Genomic DNA, 25417 nt, shown 5'->3' with positions numbered 1-25417 from the left:
CGTCTCGGTCGAAGTCGCAGATCAGCACGCTTTCTGCATTGCAACGAGTTTGAGGTGTAACACCCTGCAGAGCAGAAGTGCTCAGGTCGCGCCGGTGGTAACAGCACAGATCAGTCGGCCGGTTTTGTACGGCCCGATTCGGTGTGCGTCATCTGAGGTCGGTTGGTTGTAGACCGTGTCTGAAGCACGTCGGTGGTCGTTAGGGCCTGCGATGAATTAACTTAGTCAGGTTCGGGCGTGTCGGGGTTCGGGTGGAGGGTGTAGTTCCATTCGCCGTGGAAGTCGTGGCGGGTGAGGGTTCCGGTGTCGGTGAGGGCGGCCATGTCGCGGTCGGGAATCTTGACGCCGGTGGGATATTCGGCGGTGTCCAGTTCGGCGCGCACGCGCAGGCCGGTGCGGGTGGTGGTGGCTGCGATGGTCTCGACAATGACCTCGTGACTCTCCAGTGGGCGTCCGCGCCAGTTCATCGAGATGTGGGAGAACAGCCGGTGCTCGATCTTGTTCCATTTGCTGGTGCCGGGCGGCAGGTGAGAGACGGTGATCGTCAGTCCGGTGCGGGCGGCGAGCGCGGCCAGCTCGGTCTTCCACGCCCGGGTGCGGTAGCCGTTGGATCCGCCGCCGTCGGCGCAGATCAGCAGACGACCGGCGTGCGGGTAGGTGCCCGAGCCGACCGCGTCCCACCAACGGCCGATGGTCGCGACCGCGAACGCGGCGGTGTCGTGATCGGTGCCGACCGACACCCATCCGGCGTCGGCGGCGAGGTCGTAGACACCGTACGGGTTGGCCTTGCCCAGTGCGGGATCGACGAAGTCGTGAACCTTGACGTGCTCGGGTTGCCCGGCCGCGGCCCATTCCCGGCCGCCGTTCTTGTAGCTGCCGACCAGCTCCTTCTTTTTGGTGTCCACGCTGATCACGGGATCCCCCGACGCCATGTGCTCTTCGGTCCGCTCGTGCAGATACCGGAACTGGGCGTCGCGGTCGGGATGCTGGCGGCCCTCAGTGGTCTTGGCGTTGGCCTGCAGGCTGTAGCCGAGTTCCTTGAGCAGTCGCCGAACCACGAAATCGCTGACTTGATAGCCATTTTCGGTCAGCGCTCGCGCGAGGGCACGGGTTGACTTGCAGGTCCACCGCAGCGGTGACTCCGGGTCGCCACGGGTGTCGGGATCGATCAGCGCCTCCAGCGTGGCCACCAACTCGGGCTCATGGGCCTCCGCACGTTTACGGCCGCCGCCGGGTTTACGTGAACGTTCCACCGGCACCGCGGATGTCACCTCCTCGGCTTCCGCGCGGCCACGGCGCACGGTATCGGCGGCCACACCCGTCGCGGAGGCCACGATCGCCACACCACCGGGACCGAGCTGCGCGGCCTCGACCCCCAGCCACACCCGACGTTGGCGCTCGTTCAAGTGCCCACGAATAGTCTCGTAACGCCATCCCAGCGCCTCTGCCGCATCCGCCATGCCACAACGGTAACGCCATCATCATTAAAAGCGACGTTAATTCCTCGCGATCCCTTAGTGGCGTGAGGGTTGGTAGACCTCGGCGAGTTCATCGATGAACGGGGGTGCGAAAAGGCAGTTTTCGAGTATGCGCCAGAGCGTCTCGATGAAGCGGTCGACGGACATCCCGAATCTGACGAAGATCTCTTCGTCAGGCGCTCCGCCGTAGGGTGCCCACGCGTGTGCGAACTCGATGACTGCGTCGGTGTCGCTGTGTCCGGTTTGCCAGTCGTGGGTTTGTCGGCGCAGTCGTTGGCGGCGTTGTCGCAGGTGCCGGTACCGGGCGACGTCGTCATCGACCGTGTGCAGTGGTTTGGTTGTGCCGGTTGGGAATGTTCGGCCGTGGTGGGGAGGGATCGGGTGTGCGGGGTGCTCGGGCATGCGTGACCACTCACTGTCGGGGTTCCGGGCTGTGGAATGTGATGATTGCGTTCCGGGGCGCCTGGCTTCTTCGGCGGGTCGCTCCCCTCGACCTGCCTACAGGCTGTGCTGCTGGGTTTGGTATCACCAGCCCTGTTCGGTCGGTAGTTGTGGCGGTGGGCTGGGGATGAGGGAGCCGTCGGTCTGTCTTGCCTGTTCGGCGATTCGGTCGGCCAAGTCGGTCAGCCGGGAGCGCTGGGTGCCCCAGCCGGGGTCGCGAAGTTTGCCGTCGTGTTTGACGATGTCTCCTGCGACCATGACGGTGTCGATGTCGGCGGCAGAAGATTGGGTGACGACGGCGGCTGCGGGATTGGAACGCAGGTAGCCGGCCATGTCCGGTGATGTGGTGCGGAAGAGCACGAGATCGGCCTGTTTGCCGACGGTGATACTCCCGATACGGGAGTCGATGCCGAGCGCCTTGGCGCCATTGATGGTGCCCCACTCGAGCGCCTCGTGCGCGGTGACGGAAACCGCTTCGGGGTTGTGTCCTGCGGCGAGTTGCGCATGCGCGTCGGCGAGGCGCACGATCTGCATTCCCATCCGGACTTGGGCGATTACGCCGCCGCCGCAGCATCCGACGGAATCGACGCCAACGGTGGGTGCCAGGCCGAATTCCCGCTGTTTCCGCAGAGACGGCTCGCCCTGTGCCATGGCCATCTCAGCTTCGACGCAGGCGCAGATGGCGGCGCCGCCGTCGGCGACCTGACGGTATTCGTCGTCGGTGCTGGCTTCACCGTGCACGAAGACGACGTCGGACGCGATGAGCCCTGCCTTCGCCAGGCGCGCGATCTCGCCGACACTGTTCTGGACCGCGTTGATGTGCAGGGTGAGGGTAGCGCCGAATGAGCGGGCTAGTGCGAACTGCTCGGCGACAACGTCTTCGGATGCCATGAACAGCTCGACGGGGGCGACGCCGAGTTGGACCCGCGCGGTGGCGGAGGTGAAGAACTGGTCCCGGAGTTTGTCGAGGACCGGAATGTAGTCGGCGGTGCGGCTGAAGACGCGCGGCGCGAGCGGGGCCTGCCCCATACCGAGGGCGTAGACGCCGCGCACGCCGGCGTCGACCATGGCCTGTGCGCCGGCAAAGGCGTGCTCGGTGGTGTTGACGTTGTGTTCGTAGCCCAGCACCGTGGTCACGCCGTTGTTGAGGCATTCGAGGGCGCCGGCGTAGGTGGCGGTGTAGGTGTCGTCGGCGGTGACCATGGGGGCGATGTGCAGGCGGATACCGTGCATGTACTGCAGAGTCGTCCAGTCGGCGAAGACACCTTTGATCGAGGACTGCCACAGGTGCCGGTGGGTGTCGACGAATCCGGGGGTGAGAATGGCGCCAGTACCGTCGATCTCCTGGGCGTCGACCGCTCCGAGGCCGGGACCGACGTGGACGATCGTGTCGTTCTCGACCAGGACATCGGCGTTCTCGAGGGTGCCGATTGCCGGGTCCATCGAGATCACGGTGGCGTCGCGGAAGACTGTGCGCGCGTTCATGTTCGTACCTTCTCCTCGGAATTTGTCGGTGGTGCTTACTGGCCGATGGCTGCTGCGCCGGTGCGTCGGCGGCGGAAGACCGCGGACAGTCCGACTGCGATGATGACCGCCATGCCGTTGAAGACGTCGGTGATCCACGGTTCGACGCCCATGAGGGACAGTCCGCTGATGGCGGTACCGACGAAGAAGAGTCCGATCACGGTCCCGATCAGGTTGTAGGTGCCCGGTTTGATGGTGGTTGCGCCCAGGAACACCGCGGCGAGGGCGGGCAGCATGAAGCCGATGCCGCCGACCTGCGGGTTGCCGTTGCCCTGGCTGGCGATCTGGAGGACACCGGCGATTCCGGCGAGCAGGCCCGCGGCGACGAAGCTCAGCAGGACCGTCCGCCGGACCGGGAGACCGATCAACGCGGCGGCCTTCTCGCTCGAGCCGACCGAAGCGAGGTTGCGCCCGGGGACGGATTGTTCGAGGACGAACCACACGGCGGCGGCGATGACCAGCATGAGCACGAACAGCACGGGAATGCCGATGAACAGTTGGTTGCTCAGCCCGGTCAGTGAAGGCGAGAGGCCGGCGCTGATGGGGATGCCTTTGGTGTAGGCCTGGACGATGCCGCCGATCACGGTAGACACGCCGAGAGTGGTGATGATCGAGTTGATGCCCAGATAGGCGACCAGCAGGCCGTTGATCACTCCGATGGTGCTGCCGACCAGGACGGCCGCGGCGATGGCCACGATCACGGGGAGGTCGAAGTCGGCCATGATGGCGGCGGCGACGATCGAGCACAGTCCGGTGTTGGCGCCGACGGAGATGTCGAACCGGCCGGTCACCAGGGGGAAGAGCAGAGCCATAGCGACGACGGCGAGGACCGACTGTGAGGTGGCGATGGTCCGCCAGTTGCCGCTGGAGGCGAATGTCTGCGGTAGCAGGATCGTGAAGACGATGACGACGAGGATGAACAGCAGTGGCAGCCCGAACTTTTCGAGTGTGCTCGACAGCGCGGAGCGGGCAGTGGTCGGTGTCGTCGTCGGCCGCGGTTCGGTGGGCGAGGGATGCTCGAGGGTCGGCTCGACGGTGGTCATGCTGACTGCTCCTTGGTGGTGAAAACGAGTTCGGTGAGGGTGTGGCGGTCGAGGTCGTGTCCGGAGACCTCGGCGGTGATGCGTCCGTTGTCGAGGACCAGGACGCGATCGGACATATCGGCGAGTTCCTCGAAATCGGAGCTGACAAGGATGGCCGCGGCGCCGGCGGTGACCGCGCGGCGGATCAGGGCGTAGGCGTCGGTACGGGCGCCGACGTCGACGCCCTGGGTGGGTTCGTCGAGAAGCAGTAGGCGCGGGGATCGGCTCATCCAGCGTGCCAGGATCACCTTCTGCTGGTTGCCGCCGGACAGGGACGACATCAACGCGCTGTCGTTTCGGGTGCGGATGGCGTAATCGGTGATCGACCGTCGAGCCAGGGTGCGTTCGCGTCGTCGGCTGAGTCGGTTGAGGGTGCTGACCGCAGAGAGGCTGGCCGCCGAGATATTCTGCGCCACGGTCTGATCGGGGAACGCTGCTTCCAGGTCGCGGTGCTCGGGCACGTACGCGATCCCGAGGTCCATCGCGCGGCGCGGGGAGGGGATGGCAACGGTGTCGCCGTCGACGGTGACGGTCCCGGCTGACGCGGGATTGCTGCCGAACAGAACTTGCAGTAGTTCCGAGCGGCCGGACCCGAGAAGGCCGGCGATCCCGAGGATCTCGCCGCCGTAGACATCGAGGTCGACGCCGTTCACACCGGGGGCGCACACATTTCGGAGGGAGGCGACGACCGGGCCGAGAGCGCTGCGGGTCTTGGACTTGGGGAAGACCTCGTCGAGGGGGCGACCGACGATGTGGGAGATCAGTGTCTTTTCGGTGAGGTCGTCGGTGGTCGTGGTGGTGATGTGCTGACCATCGCGTAGCACGGTCAGGTCGGTGCACAGGGTCAGGATTTCGTCGAGGCGGTGGCTGATGTAGACGACGGCGACGCCGGCGGCCGCGACCCTGCGGACGGCGTCGAGCAGCACGGCGACTTCCTCCTCGGGCAGTGCGGCCGTCGGCTCGTCGAGCACGATGGCGGACACCGGTGCCCGCCCGGTGACGTGATCCTGCAGTGCCCGGGCGATCGCGATCATCGTCTGATCGGCCAGACGCAGTTCGCCGACCGTCTCGGTGGTGGCGATGTCGATGTCGAAGTAGTCGAGCAGCGTCCGTGCACGCGAGTGCAGCGCGGCTCGGTCGACTCGGCCGTAGCGGAGCGGCAGTGGTTCGCCTGCGGCGAGGTTCTCGGCTACATCGAGGGTGGCGAACACCGCTGGATTCTGGTGGACGAAACGCAGGCCAGCGTGTCGCGACCAGGACGGGGTCACCTCCGATGCGGCGACGGTGGTGGTGCCGACGGTGATGGCGCCACCGTTCGGATCCGCGGGTTGGACACCGGCGAGGCACTTGACCAGGGTCGATTTGCCGCTGCCGTTACCGCCCACCAGTCCGTGGACCGCGCCGGCGCGGATGTTGAACGTGGCCTGGTCGAGGGCTCGTCCGCCGGGGAAGGTCTTCGACACATTCTCGACGGAGACGGCGACTCGCCTGTTCTCCGTGGCGGCAGGGGGTGCAGTCATGGTGCCGTACTCCAGGTAGGTAGAGGAACTTTCGAAGCGGAGCGGTCTGTGTTCTGGGCCGCGTCTGGCGATAGCAGTGACGCGGCTCACCAACGAGTCTAAACAGAATCGAAGGTAAGTCAAGATTTCGAAAGTACTTGTTGTTATCAAAATGACGTGCTAGAAAGTGAGTCCGACCACAGTGCGGTCGGACTCAATCCAGCACAGGGTGCGAAGCCTCCCTGTCTTGCCCGCGCGCGGATCTGCCGCAGCGCTGTCGATGGAGACCCCCATGAAGTACTTCTCACGAGTCGGGACCCCGCCGCGTACGGGCCGGTCCCGCCGGCTCCTTGGCGCGGGGCGCGCCCTCGCCGCGGGTGCCGCGGCGCTCGCGCTCGTATCCGGCTGCACCACCGTCGGTTCGGATACACCGGACACTTCGACAGTCAACGCCGACCTCACCCCCGAACAGGCCGAGGCACTGCAGGCGGGATACGACGGCACCGCGATGCAGGAACCGACCCGCACCGGGCCAGTGGCCCAGCCCGGAAAGAATGTCTGGGTGATCTCGTGCGGTCAGTCCTACCAGGCCTGTTCCATCCTGGCCTCCAGCTTCACCGATGCCGCGAAACAGCTCGGCTGGAACACCAACCTGGTCGACAGCAAGGCTGACCCGTCGGTGGCCACCTCGTTGATCAAGCAGGCGGTCGCGGCCCGCGTGGATGGGATCGCGTTGTTCTCGCTCGACTGTCCCGGCATCAATTCCGGGTTGAAAGAGGCGCGGGCCGCGGGGATCCCGGTGGTGCAATACACCTCCATCGACTGTGACGATCCCGCCTTCGGCGGTGGTGAGGAGTTGTTCACCGCGAGCCTGAATGTCATGGGTTCGACAAAGGTCGCTGATTACTACCGGGCCTGGGGCGGTGCACGCGCCGAGTATCTCGCAGCGCTGCTCGGTGGCCAGGGCAAGGTGCTCGAGATCCACGAGACCTCGCAGCGCCCGCACGCCTACTCGCACGAGGGCTTCATCGACCAGATGAAGATCTCCTGCCCCGCCTGCGAGATCGTCGACGTTCCGTTCACGTTCTCTCAGGTGCCGAAGGAGGCGACCGCGGTCTGGAACTCGGCGCTGCTGCAGAACAAGGACGCGGCCGCGGTCTCCTTCAGTATTGATTCGCTGATGGGTCTGGGGCTGCAGAGCGCGCTGCAACAGTCTGGTTTCCGCGGCATCACGGCCGGTGGTGAAGGTCTGAACCTCGACTTGGTGCGGGAAGGGCGGCAGACTTCAGAGACACCTGTACCGTACGAGCTCGCCTCGTGGGGGTTGGCGAACACCCTGAACCGCGTTTTCGCCGGCGAGGATCCCAAGTCACTGCCCAGCGAGGGCGGCGGATGGGTCTTCCTCGACAAGGACCACAACCTTCCGGCCGAAGGAAGCTGGGAACCGAGTTTCGACTTCAAGAACATCTACACCTCGATGTGGACGGGACAGTCTGAATGATCACCGAGCGACCGGCGCCGCGGGCGTACTACGACATCACCGACTCCGAGGCCGCGCATCTGCGCACGCGCATCCTCGCCGGCGAACGCAGCGACACCGGCGCCGGTCGCCCCGTCCTGTTGCGCGGCGCCACTGTGATCACCATGGACCCGGAGATCGGTGACCTGCACCCCGGCGACGTGCTGATCAAGGGCGAGCAGATCGCCGGGATTGGCCCCGACCTGCTCGACTGCGCCGGTCCCGACGCCGTCATCGTGGACATGGCCGGGATGATCGTGATGCCCGGATTGATCGACAATCACCGGCACTGCTGGCAGAACGCGTTCCGTCGGCTGATCGCCGACGCCGATCTCGACTCGTACGTCGCCACCACGCACGGCGGTATGGCCATGCATTACCGGCCCGAGGACATGCACATCAGTGTTCTGGCCACCACCCTCGGCGCGATCGACCAGGGCGTGACCACCGTGGTCGACTTCTCCCACAATTCGCGGAGTGGCGCGCACTCGGATGCGGTGTTCGACGCCTACCGTGAGTCGGGTATCCGCGCGGTGCACGCCTCGGCCGCCCCCAACGCCGGCGCGTGGGAGGAGCAGTGGCCGGCCGATCTCACCAGGATCCGTGAGCGGCACTGCGGCGCAGCGGATTCACGGCACAGTATCCGTATGGGCCTGGACATCAGCCGGGTCCGTCCGGTGCGGGAGTTGCTGTCGATCGCCCGGAGCGAGGGTCTCGGGATCACCTTCGACGGTGTGCTGGGAGCCGGTGCCGCGCCCGAGATCGGCGAACTCGCCCGCGAGGGCCTGCTAGGCCCGGATGTCACCCTGATTCATTGCACCGACCTTCCGGACGAGGTATGGAGGATGCTCGCCGCCAGCGGCACCCACGTCACGCTTGCGACGACCTCGGACGAGCAGATCGGCATCGCGACCGGGTTGCCTCCGATCCAGACCGCCCTCGACCACGGTATCCGCCCCAGCCTGAGTGTCGACGTCGAGATCTCCCTCGCCGGAGACATGTTCACCCAGATGCGCTCGACCCTGATGACCCAGCGGATGGGGACCGCGATGCGCCGCTACCGCGGGGACACCGACTGCCCGGAGATGCTCACCAACCGGGATGTCCTCGAGTTCGCCACCGTCCAAGGTGCCCGCGACAACGGTCTCGGCGCGGTGACCGGTTCACTGACACCGGGACGTGCCGCGGACATCGTCGCGCTGCGGGCCGAGGACATCACCAACATGCCCCTCAACAATGCGATCGGGACGATCGTGCAGGGTGTCGACGCCAGTCACGTCGACACCGTGTTCATCGCCGGGCGGCTGCGCAAATGGCGGCGGGATCTCGTCGGCGCGGACATCGACGCGATCCGGCGGCGCCTGACCGCCTCACGCGACCACCTCGCGGACCGTACCGGATGGACCGTCGACCCGCTCCGCCCCGCGGGCAACACCCGGCCGGCGTTCGATCACCTGGCCTCGTTCGTCGATCACCAACAACATGACCTGCTCGAGAGCTGACAGGAAGCACCCAATGACCGACTTCTTTCCCGGATTCGACTCCGTGACTTCCACGGTGGACGGCGTCGAGCTGTTCGCCCGGGTCGGCGGCCCCGCAGACGGCGCCGCTGTCGTTCTTCTGCACGGATTCCCGCAATCGCACCTGTGCTGGCACATGGTGGCCCCGACCCTGGCTACCCGATTTCGGGTCGTCTGCCTCGACCTCAAGGGGTATGGGCGGTCGCAGGCAGCTCCCGGCGACCCCGAGCACGTGGGGTACTCCAAACGCACGATGGCCGCTGAGGTCGTTGCGTTCATGGCAGCGCTCGGGCACGACCGATTTTCGGTGGTCGGCCACGACCGCGGCGCCCTCGTCGGATACCGGCTGGCCCTCGACACCCCGGAGGCGGTGGACGCGCTCGTCATCTGCGACAACTATCCGACCCCGGTGATCTGGGACAACATGGCGGTGGACCCGAACTTCACCCCGCACTGGCGGGTGTTCGCCGCAGAGGGGACCGACGCCGAGGACGCGATGGCTCCCGACCTACTCGAAAAGCTGGTCGCCGCCCACACCGCCTCCGGAACGGTCGACGAACTCGGCGACGACGTGATGAACGAGTATCGGAGCGACTGGCGTGATCCTGCACGGATTCTCGCCTACTGCGAGGACTACCGCGCCGGCGCCGGAATCGACCCGCAACTCGACCGCGCCGACCTCGACGCGGGTGCCACGGTTGCGTGCCCGGCGCTAGTGATCTGGGGCGAGGCGTTCCTCGGTAAGGCACCCGAAGCCACCGTCGATGTCTGGCGCCGCACCTTTGCCCCGCACATCCTCGGTGTCGAGGTACCGGGCGGCCATTTCAACCCCGAGGAAAGTCCCGCGGAGACCACCGCCGCGCTCATGGATTTCCTCTCCGACCATGCCGGCACCCCGGCCAGCTAGCTGGCCCCGGCCTTCACCCGACTCCGCCCGGTACCCGCCCCCGCGGAACGATCCTGTTCAGGAAGAGATCCCGTGTCCTTGCCCGTTCTCCAGATCATCGTTGCCAGCACCCGGCCGGGCCGCGTGGGACTTCCGGTCGCGCAGTGGTTCGCCCACCATGCCACCGACCACGGCGGCTTCGAGATTGAGATCGTCGACCTCGCCGAGATCGACCTGCCCATGTTCAACGAGCCGGCGCATCCCCGGCTCGGGCAGTACTCGCATGCCCACACCAAACGATGGAGCGAAGTGATAGCCCGCGGCGACGCGTTCGTCTTCGTCACCCCGGAGTACAACTACGGATTCAACGCCGCCCTGAAGAACGCCATCGACTATCTCTACAGCGAATGGCATTACAAGGCAGCGGGTTTCGTCAGTTACGGTGGGATCGCGGGAGGCACTCGGGCGGTTCAGATGCTCAAGCAGGTCCTCACCACGCTGAGCATGGTGCCGGTGTTCTCTTCGGTGAACATCGCCTTCGTCGGCAAGCTCATCACCGATGAGGGCGGGTTCGAACCGACCGAGGCTCTCATTGCGTCTGCCGACGCCATGCTCGGAGAATTGGCGAGCTGGACCCCGGCGGTCGCGGCCATGCGGACCTGACCGATAACGAACATACGAGAGGGCCCGTCCGATGTGGACGGGCCCTCTCGTATGTTCGTGTCGGAGGAACCGGTCAGTCGGCGATCGAGCTGTCCGTCGACAGAAGGAATTCCGTGGTCAAGGAGATATGGCGGTGCAGCAATGCCGCTGCCAACTCCGTGTCCCGGGCAAGGACCGCCTCGACGATGTCGCGATGCTCCTTCGCGATGTCGCGATCGGAAGAATGCCCCAGCGGCACCGACCAGCGCCGGTACAACTCGGCGGCGGCACGCAAATCGTTCGCAGTCCGGCGAAGCCGCGGATTCTCACAGCCGGCGAGCAGGGTCTCATGGAACGAGGCATGCAACTGTGCCCACCGCTCGTTGAAACGTGCAGGATCGTCGGGATCCATCTGAGGACACCGCTCGAGCTGATGGTGGATGGCGAGAACCGACGATTCCCACGTCACGTCGCCGTCGCGGATCGCCCGCCGGAGTGCGAGGATCTCTATCTCACACCGCGCGTCGGTCAGCCACAGAAGGTCGCTGCGCGAAAGCGGCGTCACGGTGAACCCGATCTGCGGGACGCTCTGTACCAGGCCCTCGCCCACCAAGCGGGTCAGTGCCTCTCGTATCACGCCGACGCTGGTGCCATACCTCTCGCACATCTCTGCGAACGGGAGTTTCTGGCCGGGTTCGAGGCGGCCGGAGAGAACGTCCGCGCGCAGAGCGTCGTAGGCGACCTGCTGCCGCGTACGTTTCTCGCTCATCGCAACACCCTATCACAATCGAACATTACTAGCATTTTCGAATAAGTGTGCCCGATGGCCACTTCGGTATGGTGGCCATCGGGCAGTGTCCTGGGCTGGCTCGCGGTGGATGTCAGCCGATGCGAGCCCGCCGGATCACTCGGTGAGCGCGACCGGGGTGAGGTCGACGTCGATGTGCTGCGATCCCTGACCGGGATAGCCGAGCGCGTATACGAAGGCGCGGAAGTCGCCGGATGGATCTGCGATTACCTGATGCGGGGTGTTCGGCGGGGTGTAGATCAGGTCGCCGACCGTGATGACGCGGGCCTCGTCGGCGATCTGCATCACGCCCTTACCCTGGATGACGAACCAGTACTCGTGCGTCGGGTGCTGGTGCGCCTTGAGTTCCTCGCCGGCCTGCACCTGGAAAACCCCGGCCAGGGCCATGTACGTGCCGGTAGTCTCCGACTCCTGCGCTTCTTTCGGGATCATGTATTTGGTGGTCGCGGTCCCGCGGTGTTCGGGAACCGACTCCATATCGATGGACCAAACGTGCATGGCCAAACTCCTTGTGCTCGTATTGATGTGGGGTTGATCTGCGCCGCCTGAATCAGGCCCGTGTCATCGTTTGCGTGAGTGTGCCGATGCCGTCCACCCAGCTCACCAAGGTGTCGCCGGGCTGGAGGAACACCTTCGGGTCCCGCCCGACACCCACGCCGGCCGGTGTTCCGGTGAAGATCAGGTCGCCGGGAAGCAGCGTCACGATCGCCGAGAGCTTCGCGATCAGGCTCGGCACAGAGAAGACGAGGTCTCGGGTGCGACCGAGCTGCATCTGTTCACCGTTGATCGTGCACCCGAGTTCGAGGTCGGCGGGATCGTCGACCTCGTCGAGCGTGACCACCCACGGCCCGGTTGGACTGAACCCGGGAAAGGACTTGCCCAGGCTGAACTGGGGCACCGGGCCGACGAACTGAGCCTTGCGCTCAGACAGGTCCTGTCCCACCGTCAGGCCTGCGACATGGGACCACGCCTCCGCTTCAGAGACGTCGTGGGCGGTGCGACCGACCACGGCGACCAGCTCCACCTCCCAGTCGGTGTTGCCATCGGCTGGCAGGGTCACGGTGGTGTTCGGCCCTGTCACAGACGAGACGAACTTGGTGAACACCGTGGGCGCTTCCGGGACGGTGAAACCGGACTCGTCGGCGTGGTCACGGTAGTTGAGGCCAATCGCGAAGATCTGGCGCGGTGTCGGCACCGGGGCCTGCAGATCGGCGGGGGCGAACTCGATCGACTCGGACAGCTCCGCGGTCGCCGCCCACGTCGTGAACTCGTCCCACCGCTCGTAGATCGACTGCGGGTCGGCATCGAAGACGCCTCCACTGGCCTTGTTGACGTCGACGGCGGTGCTCGGTCCGGTCACCAGTGACAGGCGGCCGCCGATGCTGGCGATCTTCATGAATTTCTCCTGGATGTCGAGGAACGGAGGCCGGTGACCCGGTCGCCGCCTGGGTGGGATGGCGCACTCGAACCGTCGAACGTAATGCTTGCCATGTTTCGAAAATAACAATAAGCTTCGAACATAGTCAATGGCAGCGAACTGTCACGACGAAACAAGACTTCGAGGAGTTCGACGTGAGCGACATCGTTCGAGGGACCACCGTGCTGGCCGGCCCGCTGGAAACCACCTTCGAGATCACCGGCGACATGGTCGGCGGCGCGTACTGCGTGGTCCGGCAGACCGTGAAGGCCGGCAGCCTGTTCTGGCCACACATCCACGTCAACGAAGACCAGGTCATCGTGGTTCTCAGCGGAGAGCTGGGCGTCCGCGTCGGAGACGAGGAATGGACCGCATCCGCCGGTGAGACGGTGTACCGCCCCAAAGGATTACCCCACGCGGTGTGGAACTCCGGTGCGGTGGACGTCGAAATGCTCGAGATCACCAGCCCAGGGAACTTCGACCAATACCTCGCCGGCATGGCCGAAGTCACCGCCTCCGGAGACGCACAGGCACGCGCAGCGCTACTCGAGCGCTTCCAGGTGAGCCCTGTCGAGGGATGGTCCGCCGAACTGTGCGCCAAGCACGGAGTGTCCGAATAACACTCCACCACCAGCAATCCGACGCCACCACCGCACGGTACGTCGGCATCGACGAGGAGAACTGATGTCACTGCATCGACTTGCATCCGTGGTCATTGGCGTGCCCAACGTGAATGAAACACGGAGCTACTACGAGGAATTCGGCCTCACCCCCGATTCGGACGGATGGTTCCGCACCACTGACGGAGGTCGGCAGCTCCAGGTGACCGGCGCACCGACCCGCCGGCTGATCGAACTCGGAGTCGATGTCGACGACGAGGACGACCTCGATCGTGTGGCACACAACCTGCACCGGCTCGACATCGAGTTCGAGCGGACTGCACACGCATTGACCTCGGTCGACCTCACGACAGGGGTGACGGCAACGCTGCGGGTGGCGCCACGCCGAACGCAGCCCACCGTGCCCGCCACCGTATACAACGGTCCCGGCCGGATCGATCGCGCGGGCCGGGCCCCGGGCATTTTGCGAACCGACCGTGTCCATCCACGCAAGCTCGGCCACGCCGTCGTCGGCACGACCAATCTGGCCGCCTCGACCCGATTCTTCGTCGAAGGACTCGGGTTCCGCGCGAGTGACTTCATCAAGGACAAAGGCGCGTTCCTGCGTTGTTCGAACGATCACCACAATCTGCTGGTCCTCGAAGCGCCGGTGACGTATCTGCACCACACTTCCTGGCAGGTCGACGACATCGACGACATCGGTCGCGGCGCCCAACGCATGCTCGAAGACCACCCCGAGCGGCACGTCTGGGGACTCGGCCGGCACCACGCCGGCAGCAACTTCTTCTGGTACCTCAAAGACCCGGCCGGAAACTTCAGCGAGTACTTCTCCGACATGGATTGCATCGTCGAGGACCAGCTATGGACTCCCGAAATCCTCGAGGGAGCCAAGGGCCTATTCAACTGGGGACCAACGCCGCCGCCGTCGTTCATCAACCCGGACGACCTCGCCGGACTGATGGCCGGCACCCACTCGATGACCCCGTGACCAGAAAAGGCAGATAGCAATGGTCGACACCAAAATCGCCGTACTCGGCAGCGGAGCCAACGGTGCCTCCATCGGCGCCGACCTCACCCGAGCCGGACTCGACGTCACCCTAATCGAGCAATGGCCCGAACACGTCGAGGCAATGCGCACCCGAGGCGTCGAAGTGCGGATGCCCCACTGCACCGAACTCACCCCGGTCCGGGCGTTCAACCTCTGCGACGTCGCCACCTTCCGCGACAAATTCGACGTCGTCCTGATCCTGATGAAGGCCTACGACACCCGCTGGGCCAGTGAACTCGTCAAACCCGTCCTCGCCGACGACGGAATAGTCGTCGGCATCCAGAACGGCATGACCATCGACCCGATGGCCGACGTCCTCGGCGCCCACCGCACCCTCGGTAGCGTCATCGAAATTGCCTCGAACATGTTCGAGCCCGGCATCGTCAACCGGGACACCCCCCGCGAACAGTCCTGGTTCGCGGTCGGGGGCATCGAAGAACGCGCCCACGCACGCGCCGCCGACATCGCCGCGATCTTGGCCCACGCCGGGCGCGTCGAAGTATCCGACGACATCCGCTCCTCCAAATGGATGAAGCTGGTCGCCAACAGCACCGAACTGGTCACCTCCGCAGTCCTGAACATGACCGTCATGGAAGCTGTGCAGGTCCCGGGCATGCACGACCTCATGATCGAAGCCGGAAACGAAGCAGTGCGAACAGCCCTGCAACTCGGGCACACGTTGCGGCCGATCATCGGGATGACCAAAGCCGATCTCACCGAGCCCGACCGGTTCGCCGCAGCATTGCTCGACGTGGTGCACGACGTGTACTCGATCCCGGGCCAGAAGACCACCGTCCTCCAGGACTGGCTCAAGGGCCGCCGCAGCGAGGTCCACGAGATCAACGGTCACGTCGTACGTGAACAACTCCGACTCGGTGGCACAGCACCCGTCAACAGCGCCGTGGTCGACATCGCGGAAGCCGTCGAACAGGGCACCCTCACCGCAGGACCGGACGTCGCACCGATGCTCATCGAACGCGCCGGCCTCTCGACCGTGAAATAGAAAGGACCGCAGATGCCGATCTGCCACATCGTCACGCTGAGCTTCACCGCCGACCTCCCCGAAGAGGTGATGCCGCAACTCGAACAACGCCTCACCGAGTTCGTCGACGGCCGCCCAGGGATCCTGTCCTACACCTGCGGCATCGATCTCGGGCTACACGAGTCGAACGCGGACTTCGCCATTGCCGCCACCTTCGACTCGATGACCGCGCTCGAGGCCTATACGAGCCATCCGCAGCATCAAGCGATCATCACCGAGTTCGCGCGTCCGTACCTCGTCACTCGCTCCGCGGCACAGTTCGAACTCTGACCTGACTGACACGACCGACGAAGACAACCGGCATGGTGTATTCGGACCGATAGCGCCGAATGTCCAGGCAGCAAGATAAACCAGGCTGGACGCGGTCCGGTCTCAGCGTGTCGCTGGCAACGAAGCCGACACGGGAAGGTGGTGATGATCGGCTGAGTGCGGCAGTCCCGGGGTGCCGAAATTCGACGGGGGATTGTTTGAGAGTGAGCATGTGATGCCGCCCGCCGTTCGTTGCAAGACTGGAAACTTACCCTTCGAACTCACGAGTTTCGTAGGACGCCGCCGCGAAATTGCCTATGCCAAACAACAGCTGGCGAAGTCGCGGTTGGTGACCCTCACCGGGATCGGTGGGGTCGGTAAGACACGGACGGCTCTGCGAGTTGCTGCGGATGCGCGGCGGGCGTTCGACGGACTCTGGCTGATCGAACTGGGCGAGCTGCAGAACTCAGCAATGATCGCAGACGCGGTGGTGACGGACCTGGGACTGTATGAGCAATCACCGACCGCCGCCCTCCCACTTCTCATAAAGCATCTCGCGGATCAGCGGTTTCTGCTGGTTCTCGATAACTGTGAACACCTAGTCGATGCGGCTGCAGAGTTCGCGGAGACTCTTCTGCGAAATTGCGCCGAACTTCGGATCCTTGCAACGAGTCGTGAACCACTCGGGATCGGCGGTGAGGTCGTATTGCGGATTCCACCGCTGGCAGTTCCCGGAACCGGCCACGCTCCGTCCCTTCAAGGGCTCCCCGGATACGACGCCATAACGCTGTTCGCGGAGCGAGCAGTCGCCGAAGTGCCCGAATTCGGCCTCACCGAGCAGAACCGGGTTGCAATTACGCAGATCTGTCAGCGGTTGGACGGCCTTCCATTACCGATCGAACTGGCGGCGGCACGACTGCGTGTGATGTCTGCTGAACAGATCCTCCAACGACTCTCCGACCGCTACCAGATACTGACAGCAGGAACCCGTAGGGCTCCCACACGACAGCAGACGCTGCGGTTGTGCATCGACTGGAGCTACGCCCTGTGCTCGGTAGCAGAACGCGACATGTGGGGCCGACTCTCAGTATTCGCCGGTAGTTTCGAACTGGATGCGGCAGAAAGTATTTGCGCCAGCGAAACGGCTCCAGAGACCACGTTGGACGTCGTTGCTTCGCTGATCGACAAGTCGATACTGATTCGGGAGGAAGTCGGTCGCAGTGTGCGTTATCGGCTGCTCGACACACTTCGGGACTACGGGCGGGAGAAGCTGCAGAAGGCCGCCGACCACGAGCCCCTTCAGCGCAAACATAGGGATTGGTACCGGCAACTGGTGCTGCGTGCGGAGGCCGAATGGATTGGCCCTCAGCAAGTGGAGTGGATTGCACGGCTGACTCGGGAACTGCCCAACCTACGCGACGCGATCGGCTTCTGTCTCGCTGTCCCGGGTGAGGAAGCCGCGGCACTCGAGATCAGTGCCGCCTTGTACCCATTCTGGTTCTGCCGTGGGCTCCTCACCGAGGGGCAACGATGGCTGGACCAATCGCTGAACCTGCACGACGGAAAGCCCACCGTAGATCTGGCGAAAGCCCTCTGCGCGGACAGTGTCCTCGCTGACAGGCAAGGGAACCTGCCGAAGGCCGCATCGCTGCTCGACTCACTCCGCGGTATTGCCGAGGACACCGGTGATACCGACATCTGCGGGTTTGTCGCGTACACCGCCGGGCAGTTGGCTCTTCACCAGAGTGATCACCGTCAAGCAGTCGAGGCCTTCGAGAACGCTCTCGCAGCATTCCACGCGGATCAAAATGGTCTCCTCTTCAGAATTGGTGCGTTGCAAGGACTAGGGCTCGCACGTTGCCTGCTCGGAGACTTCACCCGCGCCGCTGCCTGCCACGCAGAAATACTGGCTGTTACCGAACCCCGCCAAGAGCAGGTCTACCGGATCTACGCCCTGTGGGCTCTCGGTTTGGCCTGGTGGCGGTCGGGGGATACGGCTCGAGGGGCGGATCTCCTCAAACAGAGCCTGCGAATTCTTCGTGTCGTCGATGACCCACTTGCGTCCGCTTGGTGCCTAGAAGGGTTGGCCTGGATCGCCGCCGGCGAACGCCGGGCGCAGCGCGCAGCCGTATTGATGGGTGCTGCCCACTCACGATGGAATGCGGTCGGTAGCCCCAGCGTCCACCTTCCAGGAATGGTCGTTTTTCACAAGCAGTGCGAACGACAGAGCCGCTCCGCCCTCGGCGACCGAGCCTTCGCAGCATCCTTCCGCCGAGGAGCACGTGCAATATGCGCGGACGCCGTCACCTATGCCATCGACGAACACGTGCATGCGCCCACTGACTCACCTCGCAACCGGATCAGCCTGACGAAACGAGAACGCGAGGTTGCCGGTCTCATAGCTCAGGGTCTCACCAACAAAGCGATCGCTGGCGAGCTTGTGATCGCACAACGCACAGCGCAGGGGCATGTCGAACACGTTCTTGCCAAGCTAGGCTTCACCTCCCGCGCCCAGATTGCTGCTTGGGTAGTCGAGCAGGGGAAGAGTCAGCGTCCCTAACCGTGTTGCACGCAGAGCGTACGGACCCTCATACCGTGCTTTCTTCTGCCGCTATCGGTCATTGGCTCTGCACATGTACGCGCGCTGGCGGCCGAGACGATCGGCGATCCTCCATCCATAGTGGGTGGCGGTGGCACTCGCTTACGCGATTCGACCGTGACCGCCCATTTGTCGATGTTCCCGACACCTACGACACGGCCGGGAGTTTATCGCCCGGCTGGGTGGCATCGGTCCCAACGAGCATCGACGTCGCGACATCGAGAGTTGCCTCCTGCATGTTGTCGGCCGTTCCTCCGGTTTTGAGTATTGAGCATCGTCACTATGTGCACGATCGTGTAACCCGACCTCACCGTCACGATCCGAGTCGTATCGATCGCTATTGAGCATGATTAGTGCGGCAAGATGGGACCACACGATAAGCGGAGGCACGATGACCGATCTTGCGCAGCGCATGCTGAAGGATGCGGCGCTGAGCCGTCCCGAGCAGGCTGCGCTGGCGATCGGTCAACTCGCGGAACGGGCACCTCAGGGGGCGCGGCTGGGTACGAAGAAGGAACTTCAGGAGCAGTGTGGCGTGGCCAAGAGTACTTTCAACGAGGCCCTCCGCATCCTGCAGTCCCGTGGGGTCATTACCGTCCGGTCAGGTCCCGGCGGGGGGCTGTTCGCAGCCGCACGAACCCCCATTGCTCGTCTTGGAGACTCCATCCTCTCCCGCGGTGCGGCGGAAGGAAATTTCGCCGACGTCGTCCGCGTAAGGGACGCTCTCGACCCCCTTGTGATCGAGTACGCACTCGATCACAGTTCCGCCGTCGATATCGCCCGCATGCGCACTGCCCTTGGCGTCATGCGGCAGTCCGCCGACGACGGCGACGCAACCGCCTTCGTCCGAGCGCACGGGGAACTGCACGCCGCGATCGCCCGGGTGAGCCCCAACGCGATCCTGAAGTCGATCTACCTCAGTCTGCTGGAGGTGGTCGAGTCGCCTACCGCGCCCGATCATCCGGTCGGCCGGAAACCACTGGCGGAGTATCTCGCTGAGCTCCACCAAGTCGACGTCGATCTCGTCGACGCCCTCGATACGCGTGATCGCACCGGGGCGATGCGCCTTATTCACAAGCACAACATCTCTCAACCCCCGAAAGCGGCATCCTGAGCGAGATCCGTGGAGGTCAATCCACGGGGGCCGCGTGGGGTGGGAGTTGGTGCAGGAGGTCGTGGTCGGCCAGTGTCTTACGCAGGGCTTCGTTGTCCAAGGTGAGAGCTTGGACGTGTTGGGCGAGGATATGTGCCCGTTGGCGAAGTGCGCCGACTTCTCTGCTTTCGCGGCGTGTTCGGGCCGCGAGTTCCGTTTCCAGCGTGCGGATCCGTTGTCGCAGAGACTCGGGGTTCGTGCCGCTGTGGGTCTGGCTTGTCGTAGTTGCGGCGCGCAAGCGTTCGATGGTACGGCCGGCGCGGTTGGCCGTGGCCCGGGAAACACCCGCCTCGCGGGCGAGGCCCGCGACGGTCAAGGCCCCGTCGGTCCGTAGCGGTTGCCCCGACAGCAGCCGATCGAGAGCGGTCTCCAACGCCTGCTCGGTCGCCGTGCTGACGCCCGTCACGCTGGGCTCTCCCCGTCGATCGGTGCGAGGAGGCAGGTCATCGTGGAGATTTCCTTCTTCAGGGCGTCCCGCTGGGGTGCGGAGAGTCGTTGAACTGCCATCAGTTCGGTGGCGTCGGCGATGACGGTGCGGATGGCGGGGGCATGGGCGGTGGTGACGCAGGAATTGCGGCACAGTTCGGGTCGGCAGTGGTTGGTTACCGGCTCCGTGGCTGCCGAGGGTTGCGGGAGACAGAGCGCTGTGGCGGGGTCGAAATAGCAGTCGTTGAGTATGCCCGGGAAGTAGGTGCGGGCGGTGTTGGCGAGCATTGCACGGACACGGGCGCGGTCGACCACCCGGCCGGGGAGGTCGCCGAGTTCGGCCCGGATCTGGCCGAATTGCTCGGCCAGCCGTGGTGGGGTGCGGACACCGGCGATGAAGTCTTCGTACTGGTCGAGGAAGGAGTCGAGTTGGGCGAGCGCGCGTTCGTCCTCTACCTCGGAGCGAAAGCCGGAGGCCGAGGTGCCGGCGTAGCCCTCGAAGATGGCGACGCGAACATATTTGTACTGGATTTTTCCGGCGACGACACCGAACGGTTGCCGGGCGATGTGCCAGGCGACGGTGCGGCGAAACTGACGGGTGGTGAACCGCCACGGCCGACCGTCGATGTCGGGAATCGGATCATGCGGCCGGATCAGGGCCAGGTGGTCGCGGAACCGGTTGAGGAAGTAGTTGATGTCGTGCGCGATCAAGTCCTGGTCGACGGGCAGGCCATGACGCTGTTGCACAGCACGCAATTCGTCTCCGAGTTCGGCCGCACTGGATGGCCTGTTCTCAACGGCGCGTGCCATGGCGTGTTCGATGACGGTCGCCAGATCGTGGGGGAAACCGCCTTCTCGCAGGTCCGGGACCGGGTGGCTGGTTATGCGGAGGAATTGGGCGACGATCTGCTCGCCGCTGCGCCGTTCGTGGGCCGCGTGGCCGGTGAGTGCGCAGAACAAGGTGGCACCGAGACTGTAGACGTCCGATTCGGGAGCCGGAGGCCGCCCCTCGAGGACCTCTGGTGCGGTAAACGCCGGGGAACCGGTGATCGAGCCGGTCGAGGTCTCGAAACCACCCGAGATTCGGGCGATACCGAAGTCGGTCAGCTGGGGCTCTCCATAGTCGGTGAGCAAGATGTTCGCAGGTTTGACGTCACGATGAAGGGCGGCGCCGAGGTGCGCCGTCTCGAGGGCGCCGGCGATCTTGACTCCGAGTCGCACCACCTCCGGCCACTCGAGCGGGCCGTCCCTGCGAATCCGCGCATCCAAGGATCCACGCGAGTGATACGGCATCACCAGGAACGGTCGCTTGGTCCTGGTGACGCCGACCTGATAGATATCGACGATATTCGGATGCCCGGACATTCTCCCCATGGCGCGTTGTTCGCGAATGAACCGCGCAAGATTTTCTGGGTCGAGGTTCGAAGTGAGAACCTTGACCGCCACGGTCCGCTCGAGATCCTCCTGCTCGCATCGGTACACCACCCCGAAACCCCCACGACCGATCTCCGCGGCATCCTCGAAACCAGCCGCGGACAGTTCGATCGCGACATCGACGTCGCGTTGGGTCGCCGATGGGTCAGCGTCCGTCATAGGTTAGGCACCACCTCTGACATGCCTTTTCAGGATAGACGGGTTGTGTAGCTGCCCTAGCCGAACTGCAGAGCTGCTCACGTCGAAGTCGCGTTCACACGGTGAGAGCGGACAATCATCTCGTCGTCTTCGGGTCGCCCGACTCCCGCGCCGTCCCCGAGCGTTGGGTGTCGCCTGCGTGGTCAAGAATTGTGAGCAGGTCGGCGAGGAGCTTGTCGGCTTCTTCTTCGATGCCGTCGAGAAGGTCGGTGACGTCCTCGAGGTGGGTGTGGGCTTCTCGGCGGGCGGCGATGCCGCGGTCGTAGTAGCCCTGATCCAGCTCGATGTCCACCACGACCGGGACCGGTGCGTCTTCGCTTGACTGTGTCGGGGGCTGCTTGGTCGGAGGCCGCTTGTGTACCGGTGCCTGCCCGGCCAGGTGCGCCCGGACCAGGACGGCGATGGAATGCCCGGTCAGCGGAGTCGGATCGAAGGGGGTATGCCCCCACCGGTCGATGGATGTGAAAAGTGGTTGCTCGTCGCAGCGCGCGCTGTCCGCGAACGCCGATAGGCTCGCACCTTTGTCGAGGCGGCCGGCGAGAAGCTGGGTGCTCGGATACCGGTCCAAGAACCCGAGCACCTCAATCCAATTCCTATACACGGCTGCCGGATTCGCTTCGCTGGAAGCAATGCGGGCCCAGCCCTCCCCCACTCGCACCACCAGCTCATCGTGTTCAGTGGTGACATCAGTGCGGCGCAGCCGGGCGATCTGCTCGAACCCCAGACCAGCGGCGGCCAGAGTGAGGAGGAGAGCGTCGCGGCGGCCGAACAACCCGCCCGGCCACCCGGTCAGCGGAATCCGTGGCACCACCTGCGCCACCCGCTCCCCGACCCGAGCCAGCCGGTCGGCGCGCGCGTTGCTGAGTAGCTGTCGGATCGTTTCCGTGCGGCCCGGCGCCGCAAAGCCGGCGCTCGTGTGGACGGCGTTGATCGCAGTGACCCGGCGGCGCTGCGTCCCATCGGCAGCCGGATGGTCGGCGAGGAACTCCGCCAGCACCGACGGAATCGCGGGCAGAACGCGGTAATCGCAGGCCTCGCACCAGTCGACGAACAAGGCCCAGTCGTGCCGGTAACGGCACGACACCACCAGATCCGCACTGTTACCCACCGATGAGGTGATGGTGCCGGAGTCGACGTACACGGTCAGAGTCCGATGTCGGTGACGGCGTTCCCGACGAGGGGTGCGTGTTCGCGGGCGTAGAGCTCCACAGTCGCGGGGTTGGTGTGTCCGCTCTGCCGCATGATCGCGTGCGCGTCGGCGCCGTTGCGGAACGCCTGGGTGACGAACCCGGCCCGCAGCGAGTGCGCACCGAGTTGAGCGACGACGTTGTCGTCGTAGCCGGCCGCGGCGGCGCGGCGGCGGATCGCCGCGTGCACCGACGCCCCCGACAACGCGGTGTCGGAGAGGTTGCCGTTCTTGGCGATCGCCCGGAACAACGGTGCCCGGGCCCGCATGCGCGGCAACCCTGTTCGGCAGACATGGCCCTCGAACGGTGGTGCGGTGCGCAGCAACCGGATCACCCCGGGTCGACTGGCGAGATCGTATGCGGCGACGACCTGCGCCCACCGCACATACGCACACGGTGGGCAACTGTAATGGTGGGTGGTGAACGGCAACGCCCGCACCGTGCCGGTGCCGTCCTGGTCGGTCTTCGACCGCCGCAACCGCACGTGCACCCCGTCCAGCCTGTGCACGGTCACGTCCCCACAGGTGAGGGCGACCAGTTCGCTGCGCCGGAACGCGCCGGCGAAACCCATCAACAACAGAGCAGTGTCACGGCGTTCGTGCACCTCGGCCGCCCAGCCGGTAACAGCCCGCCGGGCGGATCCGACGATGGTGACGACGTCGTCGACCAGCAACGGGGCCCGGGGACTGCGGGGTCGGTCACCGTTGGTGGCGTAGGTGCGGCGAATCCCCGACAGCGTTGAGACCACCAAGGCCTCGGTGCAAGGGTTCCGCAGGTTCGCGGTCCGGTGGTAGTGCCCGATCACCGACACCCACCGGTTCAACGTCGACGGGGAGTAGGCCTTCTCCCCCACCTCGGTGAGGGTATCGGCGGCGTCGACCAGATACGCGGCCACCGTCGCCGGGTGCGCCGACAACGCCGCGTGGCCATAGGTGTGGCACCAACTGCGGAAGCGGCGCCAGTCCGAGGCATAGACGCGGCGGGTTCCCGCCGATTGCGACGCCTCGAGCGCCCCAGCGATCTGCGCCACAACCTGCTCCGACAGCTCCGGAACCGCACCCCACCCACCGTCGGCCGGACTCAACCCTGCCGGCGTGCTGGCGGTTACCTCGATCGTCACACCGGGAATCTACCCACGGTCACCGACACCACCGGTGCCGCGCCGGTCAGTGCCGAGAGCGGGACTGCTCGTCGGTGTGCATCGCCAGCACGGCAGCGAACGCGGTGATCAGCAAACCCAGCAGAAGCAGCACATTCATCGTCTCTCCCCCGCCGCCGACCTCGACCACTACCGGACGATGCGGAAGAGCCTCGGCCTCGACCGAACCGTGTTCGTCCAGGCCAAGTATTTCGGCACCGACAACACCGCACTCCTGCACGCCATCGCCCGCAGCGGCGACCGGGCACGGGGCAGCCGACTCGACGCCGGCGGAGTACGCGGACTGCGCTTTTCCGTCTGGAACCCCGCCGACACCGTCACCACCATCGACATGATCGCTCCCCTCGCCGCCCGGATCGCCGACCTCGGCTGGCACGTCCAACCTGTTCACCGGCGTGCCACGGCAACTACCTGCGCGGCAGCATCGAAGCCGCCGGACTCGACCCGAACAACCTCGCCGTCTCCGACCCGTCCGCCATGGACTTCGGCGGCGGCGAGGACGCCGACACCGCCGCGAAGTCCTAAGCCAAGCCCTGGCGCGACATCTGGGGCGCCGGGCAGGGCATCGGCGCCGTCGTCCCCGCGGCACAGATCGTCGAACGCCTCAGCCGCGAGTACACAGTCGCGAAAGGTCAACTGCTACAGCCGGTCTGAAGTCCGATCGGTCGAGATCGACTCCAGCTCGGATATGACAGGCCAGAGTCGATCTCGCCCATCGGAGTCGGGGACCTAACCGATACGGCGCCCCACGTCGAACAAGGGAAACGACGTACATGGAGGTCCTCGATTACCGAACTCTTGGACGAGCTACCAGCTCAATGGCGGCCTCGAAGGCCCGATCGATCCGATCACGGTCCCTGGTCATGATGAGATCCAGCTGCAAACCACGCACCTGCGCCAGCAGGAGGGTCGCCATGACCGCGGCTTCGTCAGGAAGCCATCCATCCTGCACCAACCGCTCCTCGATCGGTACGAGCCAGTCATTGATGATCGACTGCACCAGGCGGCCCCCGCGATCGGGTTGACGGCCCGTGCGCCCGACCAACTCGAACAGCAAAACGAACTGCCGTTGCTCCTGAGGCTCACACAGCCAACGCCACGCCGCCCGAAGGAACCCGGATGCCGACTCCGCAGAGCGCAGTCCCTCATCCGACCTCTGTCGATCCCGGAACTCGGCATGGATCTTTCCCAGCACCTCGAGGAGCAGCTCGTCCTTGGACGAGAAGTGCCGGAGCAACGTCGCGTGCGTGACCCCGAGTTCTTGCGCGATTGGACGCAGGGACACGTCCCCGATGCCATGGTCGAGAACGTACTCGGTTGCCGCCGCCAACAACTCCGGTCGCCGATGCTGATAACGGACGGTACGACCGTCCACGCGCTCTGCGTTCATCGCCAAATCCTAACCCTGTCTTCGAACCAAATTTAGCAGTACCAAATGGTTGTGATAACCAGTCGGTACTGATAAATTTCAGTGTACCGCCGATGA

At 65.0% G+C, this 25417-nt stretch carries 21 protein-coding genes and 3 pseudogenes; 11 read left to right on the top strand and 13 right to left on the bottom strand.

All coding sequences use genetic code 11. The features are described from left to right. Nucleotides 1-242: 242 nt before the first annotated feature. From JWS14_RS18855 to JWS14_RS18840, 4 genes and pseudogenes are all read right to left on the bottom strand, one after another. Nucleotides 243-1460, bottom strand: a pseudogene (locus JWS14_RS18855) (ISAzo13 family transposase); the annotation flags it as partial. A 543-nt stretch (nt 1461-2003) separates the two neighbouring features. Further along, nucleotides 2004-3404: an amidohydrolase family protein gene (locus tag JWS14_RS18850; RefSeq protein WP_206014068.1), complete on the bottom strand. Its 1401-nt coding sequence runs from the start codon at nt 3402-3404 to the stop codon at nt 2004-2006. 35 nt (nt 3405-3439) lie between these two features. After that, a complete protein-coding gene (locus JWS14_RS18845; RefSeq protein ID WP_206014067.1) occupies nt 3440-4486 on the bottom strand; it encodes an ABC transporter permease in 1047 nt (348 codons plus the stop codon). Next, the gene (locus tag JWS14_RS18840; protein WP_206014066.1) at nt 4483-6045 is read right to left on the bottom strand and encodes a sugar ABC transporter ATP-binding protein; all 1563 of its coding nucleotides are present in this window, start codon (nt 6043-6045) and stop codon (nt 4483-4485) included. The genes JWS14_RS18845 and JWS14_RS18840 overlap by 4 nt, the downstream gene beginning before the upstream one ends. Nucleotides 6046-6532: 487 nt before the next feature. Between JWS14_RS18840 and JWS14_RS18835 the strand changes: the two genes are divergently transcribed. The 4 genes from JWS14_RS18835 to JWS14_RS18820 all read left to right on the top strand — a co-directional run bounded on the left by JWS14_RS18835 (nt 6533) and on the right by JWS14_RS18820 (nt 10612). Next, complete coding sequence (locus tag JWS14_RS18835; protein WP_206014065.1) at nt 6533-7525, top strand: sugar ABC transporter substrate-binding protein; 993 nt, start codon at nt 6533-6535, stop codon at nt 7523-7525. Further along, nucleotides 7522-9045, top strand: coding sequence for an amidohydrolase family protein (locus tag JWS14_RS18830; RefSeq protein WP_206014064.1), 1524 nt, complete (start codon nt 7522-7524; stop codon nt 9043-9045). The genes JWS14_RS18835 and JWS14_RS18830 overlap by 4 nt, the downstream gene beginning before the upstream one ends. Before the next feature lie 13 nt (nt 9046-9058). Next, nucleotides 9059-9970 carry an alpha/beta fold hydrolase gene (locus JWS14_RS18825; protein WP_206014063.1) on the top strand — a complete coding sequence of 304 codons (912 nt, stop codon included), beginning with the start codon at nt 9059-9061 and terminating at the stop codon, nt 9968-9970. A 72-nt stretch (nt 9971-10042) separates the two neighbouring features. After that, nucleotides 10043-10612, top strand: coding sequence for an NADPH-dependent FMN reductase (locus tag JWS14_RS18820; RefSeq protein WP_241031407.1), 570 nt, complete (start codon nt 10043-10045; stop codon nt 10610-10612). 73 nt (nt 10613-10685) lie between these two features. On the opposite strand, the gene JWS14_RS18815 is transcribed toward JWS14_RS18820, so the two are convergent. The 3 genes from JWS14_RS18815 to JWS14_RS18805 form a co-directional block, all read right to left on the bottom strand. Further along, nucleotides 10686-11360 carry a GntR family transcriptional regulator gene (locus JWS14_RS18815; protein WP_206014062.1) on the bottom strand — a complete coding sequence of 225 codons (675 nt, stop codon included), beginning with the start codon at nt 11358-11360 and terminating at the stop codon, nt 10686-10688. A gap of 135 nt (nt 11361-11495) precedes the next feature. Beyond that, complete coding sequence (locus JWS14_RS18810; protein WP_082764510.1) at nt 11496-11897, bottom strand: cupin domain-containing protein; 402 nt, start codon at nt 11895-11897, stop codon at nt 11496-11498. Nucleotides 11898-11949: 52 nt separating this feature from the next. Further along, nucleotides 11950-12795 (bottom strand): fumarylacetoacetate hydrolase family protein, encoded by an 846-nt coding sequence (locus JWS14_RS18805; protein WP_206014061.1) that lies wholly within the window; start codon nt 12793-12795, stop codon nt 11950-11952. Nucleotides 12796-12971: 176 nt separating this feature from the next. Here JWS14_RS18805 and JWS14_RS18800 point away from each other — a divergent pair, with 176 nt between their 5' ends. The 6 genes from JWS14_RS18800 (at nt 12972) to JWS14_RS18775 (ending at nt 19488) form a co-directional block, all read left to right on the top strand. After that, a complete protein-coding gene (locus tag JWS14_RS18800; protein WP_133988261.1) occupies nt 12972-13436 on the top strand; it encodes a cupin domain-containing protein in 465 nt (154 codons plus the stop codon). A gap of 64 nt (nt 13437-13500) precedes the next feature. Continuing rightward, nucleotides 13501-14424, top strand: coding sequence for a VOC family protein (locus JWS14_RS18795; RefSeq protein WP_206014060.1), 924 nt, complete (start codon nt 13501-13503; stop codon nt 14422-14424). A 19-nt stretch (nt 14425-14443) separates the two neighbouring features. Beyond that, a complete protein-coding gene (locus JWS14_RS18790; RefSeq protein ID WP_206014059.1) occupies nt 14444-15487 on the top strand; it encodes a ketopantoate reductase family protein in 1044 nt (347 codons plus the stop codon). Nucleotides 15488-15499: 12 nt separating this feature from the next. Then, nucleotides 15500-15796: a Dabb family protein gene (locus JWS14_RS18785; RefSeq protein ID WP_206014058.1), complete on the top strand. Its 297-nt coding sequence runs from the start codon at nt 15500-15502 to the stop codon at nt 15794-15796. Between the two features lie 172 nt (nt 15797-15968). Continuing rightward, a complete protein-coding gene (locus JWS14_RS18780) occupies nt 15969-18335 on the top strand; it encodes an ATP-binding protein (protein WP_241031406.1) in 2367 nt (788 codons plus the stop codon). Nucleotides 18336-18765: 430 nt separating this feature from the next. Continuing rightward, a complete protein-coding gene (locus tag JWS14_RS18775) occupies nt 18766-19488 on the top strand; it encodes a FadR/GntR family transcriptional regulator (protein ID WP_206014057.1) in 723 nt (240 codons plus the stop codon). A gap of 16 nt (nt 19489-19504) precedes the next feature. Here JWS14_RS18775 and JWS14_RS18770 read toward each other — a convergent pair whose 3' ends face one another. The 5 genes and pseudogenes from JWS14_RS18770 to JWS14_RS18750 form a co-directional block, all read right to left on the bottom strand. Beyond that, the gene (locus JWS14_RS18770; protein ID WP_206014056.1) at nt 19505-19933 is read right to left on the bottom strand and encodes a hypothetical protein; all 429 of its coding nucleotides are present in this window, start codon (nt 19931-19933) and stop codon (nt 19505-19507) included. A gap of 734 nt (nt 19934-20667) precedes the next feature. Then, a pseudogene (locus JWS14_RS50125) lies at nt 20668-21546 on the bottom strand (serine/threonine-protein kinase); the annotation flags it as partial. A gap of 115 nt (nt 21547-21661) precedes the next feature. Further along, complete coding sequence (locus JWS14_RS18760) at nt 21662-22726, bottom strand: hypothetical protein (RefSeq protein ID WP_206014054.1); 1065 nt, start codon at nt 22724-22726, stop codon at nt 21662-21664. Nucleotides 22727-22728: 2 nt separating this feature from the next. After that, the gene (locus JWS14_RS18755) at nt 22729-23886 is read right to left on the bottom strand and encodes a tyrosine-type recombinase/integrase (RefSeq protein ID WP_420855140.1); all 1158 of its coding nucleotides are present in this window, start codon (nt 23884-23886) and stop codon (nt 22729-22731) included. Between the two features lie 52 nt (nt 23887-23938). Further along, nucleotides 23939-24307, bottom strand: coding sequence for a hypothetical protein (locus tag JWS14_RS18750; protein WP_206014052.1), 369 nt, complete (start codon nt 24305-24307; stop codon nt 23939-23941). A 1-nt stretch (nt 24308) separates the two neighbouring features. On the opposite strand from JWS14_RS18750, the pseudogene JWS14_RS50120 reads away from it, so the two are divergent. Beyond that, nucleotides 24309-24585 (top strand): annotated as a pseudogene (locus tag JWS14_RS50120) (NAD(P)H-dependent flavin oxidoreductase); the annotation flags it as partial. Between the two features lie 133 nt (nt 24586-24718). Here the strand turns inward: JWS14_RS50120 and JWS14_RS18740 are convergent. Next, nucleotides 24719-25321 carry a TetR/AcrR family transcriptional regulator gene (locus tag JWS14_RS18740; RefSeq protein ID WP_241031405.1) on the bottom strand — a complete coding sequence of 201 codons (603 nt, stop codon included), beginning with the start codon at nt 25319-25321 and terminating at the stop codon, nt 24719-24721. Nucleotides 25322-25417 lie beyond the last annotated feature (96 nt).

The organism is Rhodococcus koreensis (assembly GCF_017068375.1).
GTDB classification, from domain to species: domain Bacteria; phylum Actinomycetota; class Actinomycetes; order Mycobacteriales; family Mycobacteriaceae; genus Rhodococcus_F; species Rhodococcus_F koreensis.
This window is presented reverse-complemented; position numbering and strand designations above follow the sequence as displayed.